An 11,933-nucleotide genomic window follows, 5' to 3' on the forward strand; every position below is an offset into this window, starting at 1 on the left:
CGCGTCCGACCGCACGCGGCGCCAAAAAAAAGCCGCCCGGATCGATTCCGGGCGGCTTTCCGTACTGCATTCTGCTGCTGCCGTGCGTCAGACCACGACCGTCTGCGCCTCGCCTTCGCGGGTCGCACGCACGGTGCCGATCTTCCACACCTGTTCGCCGGCGGCGGTCAAGTCGGCGATCGCCGCGTCGGCATCGGCCGCCGAGACGATCACGGCCATGCCGATCCCGCAGTTGAACACGCGGTGCATTTCCGCGTCGGCGACGCCGCCGTGCTCCTGCAGCCACTTGAACAGCGGCGGCAGCGGCCACGCGTGCTGGTCGAGCTCGGCGGTGAGACCTTCGCGCAGCACGCGCGGGATGTTCTCGACGAGGCCGCCGCCCGTGATGTGCGCCATGCCCTTCACCGTCAGCTTCTGCATCAGCGCGAGCAGCGGCTTCACGTAGATGCGCGTCGGGGCCATCAGCGCGTCGGCCAGCGAGCGGCCGTGGAAATCCGCCGACAGATCGGGATTCGCGCGCTCGATGATCTTGCGCACGAGCGAGAAGCCGTTCGAGTGGATGCCGCTCGATGCGAGGCCGAGCACCACGTCGCCCTCGGCGATCGTGCTGCCGTCGATGATCTTGCTCTTCTCGACCGCGCCGACCGCGAAGCCGGCCAGATCGTATTCGCCGTCCGGGTACATGCCCGGCATTTCGGCCGTCTCGCCGCCGATCAGCGCGCAGCCCGACAGTTCGCAGCCCTGCGCGATGCCCTTGACGACGGTTGCGGCCGTGTCGACGTCGAGCTTGCCGCATGCGAAGTAGTCGAGGAAGAACAGCGGCTCGGCGCCTTGCACGAGGATGTCGTTCACGCTCATCGCGACGAGATCCTGGCCGACGGTGTCGTGTTTGTTCAGATGAAAGGCCAGCTTGAGCTTGGTGCCCACGCCGTCGGTGCCCGATACGAGCACGGGCTCCTTGTACTTCTTCGGCACTTCGAACAGCGCGCCGAACCCGCCGATGCCGCCGAGCACGCCGTCGCGCAGGGTTTTCTTCGCAAAAGGCTTGATCTTGTCGATGAGCGCGTCGCCTGCGTCGATGTCGACACCTGCGTCGCGATAGGACAGACCCTGAGCGTCGGGAGCGGATTTCGGAGGATTCATGGGGGAATGCGAGAAGGTCGGTAAAATGCGATTTTACCCGAAGCCGGCCCGTTGGCCGGATTTCCCAGCACCGAATCGTCAGGGATTGCATCTTGGTCAACACGTCCCCGTTTTCATCGCCGGGCGAAGCGCGCCGAAACCCGCGCCGCGCCGTGCGTACGGTCGCGCGTGAAGCCAGCCGGGGCGCTTTCCCCCGCGCGTGCCCGGCGTACGGCACGCGTTTTTTCAACCGACCCGCATTGTGACTGCTGTGTCCCGTCAACTGACGCTCGATCTCGGCACGCCGCCGCCCGCCACGTTCGACAACTTCATCATGAGCGACGAGAACGACGAGCTCGTCACGCGCCTGCAGAAGCTCGATCTCGCGCTCGCGGCCGGCCCCGTGCCGGACCGGTCGTTCTATATCTGGGGCGAGCCCGGCAGCGGCCGCACCCACCTGCTGCAGGCGCTCGTGAGCGACGCGTCGTACGGCTATGCGCGCTACCTGACGCCGCAGAGCCCGCTCGGCGCGTTCACGTTCGACCCGCGCATCGGCATCTATGCGATCGACGACTGCGACCGGATGAGCGACACGCAGCAGGTCGCGCTGTTCAACCTGTTCAACGAAGTGCGCGCCCACCCGTCGAGCGCGTTCGTCGCGGCGGGCCCGGCGGCGCCGCTCGCGCTCGATGTGCGCGAGGATCTGCGCACGCGCCTCGGCTGGGGGCTCGTGTTCCACCTGTCGCCGCCGTCCGACGCCGGCAAGATCGCCGTGCTCAAGCTCGCGGCGAAGGAGCGCGGGATCGCGCTCACCGACGACATCGCCGCGTACCTGCTGACCCATTTCCGTCGCGACATGCCGAGCCTGATGGCCTTGCTCGACGCGCTCGACCGCTTCTCGCTCGAGCAGAAACGCGCGGTCACGCTGCCGCTGCTGCGCCGGATGCTCGCGCGTCCCGGCGACGACATCACACCACCGGGCACGGGCCCGAACCGCTTCGAGTAAAATGCGCTTCCATGACCAATCTGGCACTCTTTGACCTCGACCACACGCTGATTCCGACCGATAGCGACCACGAATGGGGTCGCTTCATGGTGAAGCTCGGCATCGTCGACGCGGAAAGCTTCTCGCGTCGGAACGATCAGTTCTTCGCCGATTACAAGGCCGGCCAGCTCGACATCCACGCGTACCTGTGCGCGATGCTCACGCCGCTCGCGAAGTATTCGCGCGCGCAGCTCGCCGAATGGCACGAGCAGTACATGCACGAGGTGATCCGCCCCGCGATGACGCCCGCCGCGCTCGAACTCGTGCGCCAGCATCTCGATGCGGGCGACCTGTGCTGCGTCGTGACGGCCACCAACGAATTCATCACGCGCCCGATCGCGACCGCGTTCGGCGTCGACACGCTGATCGCGTGCGAGGTCGAAACGACCGACGGGCATCCCGATTCGCCGTACACGGGCCGGCCGACCGGCACGCCGAGCTATCGCGAAGGCAAGATCGTGCGCACCGAAGCGTGGCTCGCATCGCTCGGCAAGCACTGGGACGACTTCGAACACAGCTATTTCTACAGCGACTCGCACAACGACATCCCGTTGCTCGAGAAAGTCACCGACCCGATCGCGACCAACCCCGACGACACGCTGCGTGCGCATGCAAGCAACCGCGGCTGGCGCATCCTGGATCTCTTCTGAACGTCGTGATCAAAAAATTCATTCGCAAGCTGCTCGGACAGGACGAAATCGAGCAAACGCCCCCCTCCTCGGCCCCGGCCGACGAAGCGGCCCCTGCTGCCCCGCGCGCCCCGAAGGGCGCCCGCGGCGGCGGCGCGAAGAAATCGCGCAGCAACCATGAGCCGACCGTCGTGCCGGCCAGCGTGCACGGCATCAACCCGGCGCTGATCTCGAAGAACGCGGTGCGCGTGACCGACACGCTGCAGCAGGCGGGCTTTCGCGCGTTCATCGTCGGCGGCGCGGTGCGCGACCTGCTGCTCGGCATCGCACCGAAGGACTTCGACGTCGCGACCGACGCGACGCCGACCGAGGTGCAGCGCCTGTTCCGCCGCGCGCGCCTGATCGGCCGCCGCTTTCAGATCGTCCACGTGCAGTTCGGCCAGGAGCTGATCGAGGTATCGACGTTCCGCGCGCTGGTCGACGCGCCGCCCGAGGCGGCCACGGCCGAGCCGCCGAGGCGCCTGAAGCGCGACGAACTCGATCGCCGCACGCACGCGGTCGATGCGAGCGGCCGCGTGCTGCGCGACAACGTGTGGGGCGAGCAGCACGAGGACGCCGCGCGCCGCGACTTCACGATCAACGCGATGTACTACGACCCGTCGACGCAGACGGTGCTCGACTATCACGACGGGATGGCCGACATACGCGCCCGCCTGTTGCGGATGATCGGCGATCCGGCCACCCGCTTCCGCGAGGATCCGGTGCGGATGCTGCGCGTCGTGCGCTTCGCGGCGAAGCTCGATTTCGAGATCGAACCGCATACGCGCGAGCCGATCCATTCGCTCGCCGACCTGATCAACAACGTGCCGGCCGCACGCCTGTTCGACGAAATGCTGAAGCTGCTGCTGTCGGGGCACGCACTCGCGTGCCTGCAGCGGCTGCGCAAGGAAGGCCTGCATCACGGGCTGCTGCCGTTGCTCGACGTCGTGCTCGAACAGCCGCAGGGCGAGAAGTTCATCACGCTCGCGCTGAACAACACCGACGCGCGCGTGCGCGCCGGCAAGCCGGTGTCGCCGGGCTTCCTGTTCGCGACGCTGCTGTGGCACGACATGCGCCAGCGCTTCGAGCAGTACACGGCCGGGGGCGAAATCCCGGTGCCGGCGCTCCATCGCGCGATGGACGACGTGCTCGACATGCAGACCGAGAAACTCGCGATCCACAAGCGTTACTCGGCCGACATGCGCGAGATCTGGGGCCTGCAGTTGCGCCTCGAGAAACGCTCGGGCCGCAGCGCGATGCGGCTGCTGGAACACCAAAGGTTTAGAGCGGGGTATGATTTCCTCCTGTTACGCTGCGAATCCGGCGAGCTCGATACGGAAGTCGGACAGTGGTGGACGGATTTCATCGAAGGCGACGCGGCCGCTCGCGAGGCATTGCTCACGCAGGGCGGCTCGAAGGAAAAATCGCCCCGCAAGCGGCGCCGCCGCGGCGGTGCGCGAAACCGCAATCCGGGTGAAGGTGCCGCCGAGCAGGCGCCGGATACCGCGAGCGGTTCCGACGACTGACGCATGCGCCGGCGAACGACGTAGGAAGTGATGCCATGACGGTTGCATATATCGGATTGGGGGCGAATCTCGGCGATGCGCGCCAGACCCTGAAGGACGCGGTGGTGTGCCTCGCGCAGCAGCGCACCATCTCGATCCTCGGCAAGTCGAGCCTGTATCGCACGGCGCCGTTCGAAGCGGGCGGCGACGATTACTACAATTGCGTCGTCAAGCTCGACACGACGCTGTCGGCCCGCGAGCTGCTCGCGCTCTGCCAGAAGATCGAACATCACTTCGGCCGCGAGCGCCCGTATCGCAATGCGCCGCGCACGCTCGACCTCGACATCCTGCTGTTCGGCGCCGATTCCATCGACGAACCCGACCTGATCGTCCCGCACCCGCGCCTCACCGATCGCGCGTTCGCGCTCGTGCCGCTCGTCGAAATCGAGCCAGCGCTCGACATCCCCGCGCGCGGCCGTGCCGACGCGTTTCTCGCCGCCGTCGCGGATCAGCGCGTCGAAAAGGTACAGACCTGCCAGTGCCTGATGCAGAAGGCGCTCGCTGCCGGCGAAGACGCCGACAAGACCCGTTGCCGATGAACTCGACTCCGCTGACCGTCACCGCGCCCGACCTGCGCGCCCCGCACCGCTATCTCGTGATCGAAGGCCCGATCGGCGTCGGCAAGACGACGCTCGCGCGCCTGCTCGCCGAGCGCTGGTCGATGCAGACGCTGCTCGAACGCCCGCAGGACAACCCGTTCCTCGAACGCTTCTATCGCGACACCGCGCGCTACGCGCTGCCCGTCCAGCTGTCGTTCGCGCTGCAGCGCGCGCAGCAGGCGCGCGAGCTGATCGGTGCGCTCGACACGGGCCGGCCCGTCATCGCCGATTTCATGCCGCAGAAGAACGACATCTTCGCGCGGTTGAACCTCCCGGAAGACGAGTGGCAGCTGTATCGTTCGGTCGCCACGCACGTCGACGTGCCGCAGGCGCCGTCGCCCGATCTCGTCGTCTATCTGCAGGCCAGCCCCGAAGTGCTGTTCTCGCGCATCCAGAAGCGCGGGATGCCGATGGAACTGCAGATCAGCGACGCGTACCTGCGCTCGCTCGTCGACGCGTACAACGAATTCTTCTACCACTACGACCGCACGCCGGTGCTGACGGTCGCGGCGGAACACCTGAACCCGCTGGATTCCCCCGAGGATCTCGCCCTGCTGGTCGAGCGCATCGAGACGATGCGCGGCCGCAAGGAATTCTTCGTCAAGGGCGAGACGACGCGCTGACGCGTCTCGCCGCTGTTTTTACCCATCGATCCGGATTCCCCATGACCTATCTCCAGGAATCGAGCCGGCCTGCCGTGACCGTGCCGAAACTGCAGGCGATGCGCGACGCCGGCGAGAAGATCGCGATGCTGACCTGCTACGACGCGAGCTTCGCCGCGCTGCTCGACCGCGCGGGCGCCGACGTCCTGCTGATCGGCGATTCGCTCGGCAACGTGCTGCAAGGGCACACCACCACCCTGCCCGTCACGCTCGACGACATCGCATATCACACCGCTTGCGTCGCACGCGCGCAGCCGCGCACGCTGATCGTCGCGGACCTCCCATTCGGCACGTACGGCACGCCCGCCGACGCGTTCGCGAGTTCGGTCAAGCTGATGCGCGCCGGCGCGCAGATGGTCAAGCTCGAAGGCGGAGAATGGCTCGCCGACACCGTGCGTTTCCTGGTCGAACGCGCGGTGCCCGTGTGCGCGCATGTCGGCCTGACGCCGCAATCGGTGCATGCGTTCGGCGGCTTCAAGGTGCAGGGCAAGACCGAAGCCGGCGCCGCGCAACTGCTGCGCGACGCGCGCGCGATCGAGAGCGCGGGCGCGCAGCTCGTGGTGCTCGAGGCCGTGCCGACGCTCGTCGCGTCCGAAGTCACGCACATGCTGCGCATTCCGACGATCGGCATCGGCGCGGGTGCGGACTGCTCGGGCCAGGTGCTGGTGCTGCACGACATGCTCGGCATCTTCCCCGGCAAGCGGCCGCGCTTCGTCAAGGACTTCATGCAAGGCCAGCCGAATATTCAGGCGGCGGTCGAAGCGTATGTGCGCGCGGTGAAGGACGGCTCGTTCCCGGGAGCCGAGCATACGTTCTGACGTAACGGGCTGGATGTAGAAAAACGCGGCGCCCCGCAAAGGGCGCCGCGTTTTTTATTGGAATACCACGTTGCCGAAGGCGAGCGGCAGCGAATGTCGGACACACGGCCCGAATCGTCATCGCGTCATTTCAACACCGCGTCGAGCGCGCCGCGCAGTGCGTTGGTCAGCAGCAGCGCCTGCGCCCGCGCGAGATCGTCACGAGTCACGACGCGCTCCACCGCGCCGAATGCGGGATCGTCGAGCAGCACGCCGCGCATCACGCCAGGCAGTACACCGCTCGTCAACGGCGGCGTCACCCATTGGCCGTCCAGCTTCACGAACAGATTCGAACGCCCACCTTCCGTCACCTCGCCACGCTCGTTGACGAACAGCATGTCGAACCCGCCGAGCGCTTCCGCCGCCTGCCATGCGCGGTCGTATTCAGCGCGGCGCGTCGTCTTGTGCAGCAGCAGCGCGTCGCTCGCGCGGGTCGGCGCGAAGCCGTGCGCGGAGGCCAGCAGCACGCCGACCGGCCCCGGCGGCAACGGCTTGAGCGGCGCCGCGACGATCTCGATCGTGCCGTCCTTCGCCAACGCGAGCTTCATCCGGTACGCGCCGTCGCCGTCGAGCGCCACGCAGCGCGCATCGATCTCGCGACGCAACGCGTCGGCATCGAAGCGAAAGCCGAACGCATCCGCGCTGCGTTGCAGCCGCGCGAGATGGCGATCAAGATGGCGGATCCCGTCCGCCCGCGTGGCCGCCGTCGTTTCGAACAGCTGGAAGCCAGGGTCGGCATCCGTCAGGAATCGCGCTTTCAATTCGCACTCCGCATATTCATCGGCCGCGACGCTGTCGAGCACGATGCCCGCACCGACGCCCATCGTGCCGCGCCGCCGGCCAGCAGCGGCCGTTGCCGCGTCGCGCGTGGCGATCGTCCCGGCAGCATCGGCCGCGAGCGCATCGAGCGTCAGCGTCCGGATCGCGACCGACAGGCAGAAATCGCCGCAACCGGCCGCGCCGCCGGGCGCCGCCGCGCCGGCAGATACAGCCTCATCCTTCGGCGCGTCGAGCCAGCCAATCGCACCGGTATACAGCCCGCGCGGTGTCGACTCGATCGTGTCGATCAGCTGCATCGTCTTGTACTTTGGCGCGCCCGTGATCGACCCGCAAGGGAACAGCACGCGCAGCATCTGCGCGAACGTCGTGCCGTCGCGCCAGCCGGCTTCGACCGTCGACGTCATCTGCCACACCGACGCATACGGCTCGACCGAGAACAACGCCGGCACCTTGACCGTCCCCGTGCGTGCGATCCGCGACACGTCGTTGCGCAGCAGGTCGACGATCATCACGTTTTCCGCGCGATTCTTCGGGTCGTTCGCGAGGAATGCCGCTGCCTCGGCGTCGCGGCACGGATCGCTCGAACGCGGCGCGGTGCCCTTCATCGGCCGCGCGCGCAGCACGTCGCCGTGCCGCTCGACGAACAGCTCCGGCGAACACGACACGACCCACGCGCCGTCCGGCAGCGCGATCAGCGCGCCGTACCGCACCGGCTGGCGCGCGCGCAGCCGCCGGTACAGCGCGAGCGGCGTGCCGAACACGTCGAAATGCAGCCGGTACGTGTAATTGACCTGATACGAATCGCCCGCGCACAGCGCGTCGTGCACCGCGGCGATCGCCGCGTCGAACGCATCGCGCGACACGCTCTTCGCGACATGCGCGACGCCCGCGATCGACGGCGTGCCGCCGCCGTCCTGCTGCGCGAGCCACGCGTCGACGCCGTCGCGTGACAGCCGCTCGCAGCGCGCATACAGCAAAAAGCGCAGCGGGGCATGGCCCGGCTGCGCCCGTTGCAGATTGCGTCCGAATTCGTAATCGCCGACGACGACCGCATGCAGCCCGTCGCGCAAATCCTGCGCGAGCGCCGCGTCGACGGCGTCGAGCTGCGCCGGGTCCGTGCACACGCGTTCGCGCACGAAGCCCGAATACAAACGACTCGACCGCGAGGACGCGGTCGAGTCGCAATCGTCCAAGAGCGCGAACGACGCGCTCTCGTTGCCTTCAGTCATGCCGTTACTCGAAGAAGCTCTTCACCCGATCGAACCAGCTCTTGCTCTGCGGGCTGTGACGCGCGCCGCCTTCGGCCAGCGACTTCTCGAACTGCTTGAGCAGGTCGCGCTGGTGGTCGGTCAGCTTCACGGGCGTCTCGACCTGCACGTGCACGTACAGATCGCCCGCAATGCTCGAACGCAGCCCCTTGATGCCCTTGCCGCGCAGGCGGAACGTCTTGCCCGACTGCGTGCCTTCCGGCACCGGGAACGACGCACGGCCGGCCAGCGTCGGCACCTCGATCTCGCCGCCGAGTGCGGCGGTCGTGAACGGAATCGGCATCTGGCAGTGGAGATCGTCGCCGTCGCGCTCGAACACCGCATGCGGCTTGATGTGGATCTCGACGTACAGGTCGCCCGGCGGCCCGCCGTTGATACCCGGCTCGCCGTTGCCGGCCGAGCGGATCCGCATCCCGTCGTCGATCCCGGCCGGGATCTTCACTTCGAGCGTCTTGGTTTCCTTCACCTTGCCCGACCCGTGGCAATGCACGCACGGCTCGGGGATGTAGGTGCCCGTGCCATGGCACTTCGGGCAGGTCTGCTGGATGCTGAAGAAGCCCTGCGACATGCGCACCGTGCCCTGGCCGTGACAGGTCGGGCAGGTTTCCGGCTTCGTGCCGGGCTTCGCGCCCGACCCGTGGCAGACTTCGCACGACACCCAGCTCGGCACGCGGATCTGCGTGTCGTAGCCGTGCGCGGCCTGCTCGAGCGTGATTTCCATGCTGTAGCGCAGGTCGGCGCCGCGGTACACCTGCGGGCCGCCGCGGCCGCCGCGCGCGGCACCGCCCGCGGCCTGACCGAAGATGTCGCCGAAGATGTCGCCGAATGCATCGGCGAAGCCGCCGAAGCCCTGCGCGCCCGCACCGCCCATGTTCGGATCGACGCCCGCGTGGCCGTACTGGTCGTACGCGGCCCGCTTCTGACCATCCGACAGCATTTCATAGGCTTCCTTCGCCTCCTTGAAATGCTCCTCCGCATCCTTGCTGTCCGGATTGCGGTCAGGGTGATACTTCATCGCAAGCTTGCGATATGCCTTCTTGATTTCGTCGTCGCTCGCATTCTTCGCGACGCCCAGAACCTCGTAGTAATCCCGTTTCGCCATATCGATTCACTGTGCCGCCACGCATCGCGCACGCGGCGGCTCCTTTCGCCCGCAGTAAAGTCTCTCGACTCGTCTGGCGCTGCACCGTCCGTGGACGGCTCGCGCAGCACCCGCCAAAAAACAAATGTGCCCGGAGGGCCGCAAGGCCCGCCAGGCGTGGAGTCGATCCGGCCATCCGGAAGGAAAGACAGACCGCTTGTCAGCCGCGCCGCGCGCGTTTCGCGCGCGGCGTACGGTGCCATGGCAACCCGGCTTAGTCCTTCTTCACTTCCTTGAACTCGGCGTCGACGACGTCGTCGGCAGCCTGTTGCGCACCACCCGCGTGGGCCGCGCCTTCCGCAGCACCCGCCGCGCCGGCCGCACCCGCCTGCTGGGCCTGCATGTCGGCGTACATCTTCTCGCCCAGCTTCTGCGACACCTTGCCGAGCTCCTCGACCTTCGCGTCGATCGCAGCCTTGTCGGCCGACGTGTCCTTCAGCGCTTCCTCGAGCGACTTCAGCGCCGCTTCGATCGCTTCCTTCTCGCCCGCGTCCAGCTTGTCGCCGTACTCGGTCAGCGCCTTCTTCGTGCTGTGGACCAGCGCGTCGCCCTGGTTGCGCGAATCGGCCAGCTCGCGCAGCTTGTGGTCTTCCGCTGCGTTCGCTTCCGCGTCCTTGATCATCTGGTCGATCTCGGCCTCGGACAGGCCCGAGTTCGCCTTGATCGTGATCTTGTTTTCCTTGCCGGTCGCCTTGTCCTTCGCGCCGACGTGCAGGATGCCGTTCGCGTCGATGTCGAAGGTCACTTCGATCTGCGGCACGCCGCGCGGTGCCGGCGGGATGCCTTCGAGGTTGAACTCGCCGAGCAGCTTGTTGCCCGCCGCCATTTCGCGTTCGCCCTGGAACACCTTGATCGTCACGGCGCCCTGGTTGTCGTCGGCCGTCGAGTACACCTGAGCGTGCTTCGTCGGGATCGTCGTGTTCTTGTTGATCATCTTCGTCATCACGCCGCCGAGCGTCTCGATGCCGAGCGACAGCGGGGTCACGTCGAGCAGCAGCACGTCCTTGCGGTCGCCCGACAGCACCTGGCCCTGGATCGCCGCACCAACGGCGACGGCTTCGTCCGGGTTCACGTCACGGCGCGGATCCTTGCCGAAGAACTCCTTCACCTTCTCCATGACCTTCGGCATGCGCGTCTGGCCGCCGACGAGGATCACGTCGTCGATGTCCGACACCTTGACGCCCGCGTCCTTGATCGCGATGCGGCACGGTTCGATCGTGCGCTCGACGAGGTCTTCCACCAGCGCTTCCAGCTTCGCGCGGGTGATCTTCAGGTTCAAGTGCTTCGGGCCCGATGCGTCCGCCGTGATGTACGGCAGGTTGATTTCGGTCTGCTGACCCGACGACAGCTCGATCTTCGCCTTTTCGGCCGCTTCCTTCAGGCGCTGCAGCGCGAGCACGTCCTTCGACAGGTCGACGCCCTGCTCCTTCTTGAACTCGCCGATGATGTAATCGATGATGCGCTGGTCGAAGTCCTCGCCGCCGAGGAACGTGTCGCCGTTGGTCGACAGCACTTCAAACTGCATTTCGCCGTCGACGTCCGCGATCTCGATGATCGACACGTCGAACGTGCCGCCGCCGAGGTCGTACACGGCGATCTTGCGGTCGCCCTTCTCGACCTTGTCGAGACCGAACGCGAGCGCGGCTGCCGTCGGCTCGTTGATGATCCGCTTGACTTCGAGGCCCGCGATACGGCCGGCGTCCTTGGTCGCCTGGCGCTGGCTGTCGTTGAAGTACGCCGGTACCGTGATCACGGCTTCCGTGACCGGCTCGCCGAGGTAGTCTTCGGCCGTCTTCTTCATCTTGCGCAGCACTTCAGCCGACACCTGCGGCGGCGCGAGCTTTTCGCCGTGCGCTTCGACCCATGCATCGCCGTTGTCGGCCTTGATGATCGTGTACGGCATCAGGCCGATGTCCTTCTGGACTTCCTTCTCTTCGAAACGGCGGCCGATCAGGCGCTTCACCGCGAACAGCGTGTTCTTCGGATTGGTCACCGACTGGCGCTTGGCCGGCGCGCCGACGAGAACTTCGTTGTCGTCCATGTACGCGATGATCGACGGCGTGGTGCGCGTGCCTTCCGAGTTCTCGATGACCTTGACCTGGTTGCCTTCCATGATGGCGACGCACGAGTTCGTGGTGCCGAGGTCAATACCGATGATCTTTCCCATTTTTCCTAATCTCCAGAAATGCTTGTTTGCTGCACGAAACGCCGCGTTTTTAGGCGGTT

10 protein-coding genes are annotated in these 11,933 nt (G+C 66.7%); 6 read left to right on the forward strand and 4 right to left on the reverse strand.

The features are described 5' to 3' along the window. Nucleotides 1–87: 87 nt before the first annotated feature. Nucleotides 88–1,143 (reverse strand): phosphoribosylformylglycinamidine cyclo-ligase, encoded by a 1,056-nt coding sequence (purM, locus tag HWX09_RS26185; RefSeq protein WP_027783630.1) that lies wholly within the window; start codon nt 1,141–1,143, stop codon nt 88–90. 250 nt (nt 1,144–1,393) lie between these two features. Here purM and hda point away from each other — a divergent pair, with 250 nt between their 5' ends. From hda to panB, 6 genes are read left to right on the forward strand one after another with little or no spacing between them, the layout of a single operon-like run. After that, nucleotides 1,394–2,128 carry a DnaA regulatory inactivator Hda gene (hda, locus tag HWX09_RS26190; protein ID WP_012327945.1) on the forward strand — a complete coding sequence of 245 codons (735 nt, stop codon included), beginning with the start codon at nt 1,394–1,396 and terminating at the stop codon, nt 2,126–2,128. Nucleotides 2,129–2,139: 11 nt separating this feature from the next. Next, complete coding sequence (locus HWX09_RS26195; RefSeq protein WP_027783629.1) at nt 2,140–2,817, forward strand: HAD family hydrolase; 678 nt, start codon at nt 2,140–2,142, stop codon at nt 2,815–2,817. Nucleotides 2,818–2,822: 5 nt separating this feature from the next. Continuing rightward, entirely contained in the window at nt 2,823–4,361 is a 1,539-nt protein-coding gene (gene pcnB / locus HWX09_RS26200) for a polynucleotide adenylyltransferase PcnB (RefSeq protein ID WP_027783628.1), read from the forward strand. 35 nt (nt 4,362–4,396) lie between these two features. Beyond that, entirely contained in the window at nt 4,397–4,939 is a 543-nt protein-coding gene (gene folK, locus HWX09_RS26205; RefSeq protein ID WP_006476832.1) for a 2-amino-4-hydroxy-6-hydroxymethyldihydropteridine diphosphokinase, read from the forward strand. Then, nucleotides 4,936–5,622 (forward strand): deoxynucleoside kinase, encoded by a 687-nt coding sequence (locus HWX09_RS26210; RefSeq protein WP_027783627.1) that lies wholly within the window; start codon nt 4,936–4,938, stop codon nt 5,620–5,622. Before folK ends, HWX09_RS26210 begins: the two co-directional genes overlap by 4 nt. Before the next feature lie 41 nt (nt 5,623–5,663). After that, the gene (gene panB / locus HWX09_RS26215) at nt 5,664–6,479 is read left to right on the forward strand and encodes a 3-methyl-2-oxobutanoate hydroxymethyltransferase (RefSeq protein ID WP_027783626.1); all 816 of its coding nucleotides are present in this window, start codon (nt 5,664–5,666) and stop codon (nt 6,477–6,479) included. A 125-nt stretch (nt 6,480–6,604) separates the two neighbouring features. On the opposite strand, the gene HWX09_RS26220 is transcribed toward panB, so the two are convergent. The 3 genes from HWX09_RS26220 to dnaK form a co-directional block, all read right to left on the reverse strand. Next, nucleotides 6,605–8,527: a bifunctional anthranilate synthase component I family protein/class IV aminotransferase gene (locus HWX09_RS26220; RefSeq protein ID WP_027783625.1), complete on the reverse strand. Its 1,923-nt coding sequence runs from the start codon at nt 8,525–8,527 to the stop codon at nt 6,605–6,607. A gap of 4 nt (nt 8,528–8,531) precedes the next feature. Beyond that, the gene (dnaJ, locus tag HWX09_RS26225; RefSeq protein ID WP_027783624.1) at nt 8,532–9,668 is read right to left on the reverse strand and encodes a molecular chaperone DnaJ; all 1,137 of its coding nucleotides are present in this window, start codon (nt 9,666–9,668) and stop codon (nt 8,532–8,534) included. A gap of 253 nt (nt 9,669–9,921) precedes the next feature. Continuing rightward, nucleotides 9,922–11,874: a molecular chaperone DnaK gene (gene dnaK, locus HWX09_RS26230; RefSeq protein WP_027783623.1), complete on the reverse strand. Its 1,953-nt coding sequence runs from the start codon at nt 11,872–11,874 to the stop codon at nt 9,922–9,924. Nucleotides 11,875–11,933 lie beyond the last annotated feature (59 nt).

Source organism: Burkholderia sp. BCC1208 (assembly GCF_902833095.1).
Taxonomy (GTDB): domain Bacteria; phylum Pseudomonadota; class Gammaproteobacteria; order Burkholderiales; family Burkholderiaceae; genus Burkholderia.

Coding starts and splice junctions, on each gene's coding strand:
- purM (WP_027783630.1), bottom strand. CDS start 1,143: ATGAATCCTCCGAAATCCGCTCCCGACGCTCAGGGTCTGTCCTATCGC.
- HWX09_RS26195 (WP_027783629.1), top strand. CDS start 2,140: ATGACCAATCTGGCACTCTTTGACCTCGACCACACGCTGATTCCGACC.
- folK (WP_006476832.1), top strand. CDS start 4,397: ATGACGGTTGCATATATCGGATTGGGGGCGAATCTCGGCGATGCGCGC.
- HWX09_RS26210 (WP_027783627.1), top strand. CDS start 4,936: ATGAACTCGACTCCGCTGACCGTCACCGCGCCCGACCTGCGCGCCCCG.
- panB (WP_027783626.1), top strand. CDS start 5,664: ATGACCTATCTCCAGGAATCGAGCCGGCCTGCCGTGACCGTGCCGAAA.
- HWX09_RS26220 (WP_027783625.1), bottom strand. CDS start 8,527: ATGACTGAAGGCAACGAGAGCGCGTCGTTCGCGCTCTTGGACGATTGC.
- dnaJ (WP_027783624.1), bottom strand. CDS start 9,668: ATGGCGAAACGGGATTACTACGAGGTTCTGGGCGTCGCGAAGAATGCG.
- dnaK (WP_027783623.1), bottom strand. CDS start 11,874: ATGGGAAAGATCATCGGTATTGACCTCGGCACCACGAACTCGTGCGTC.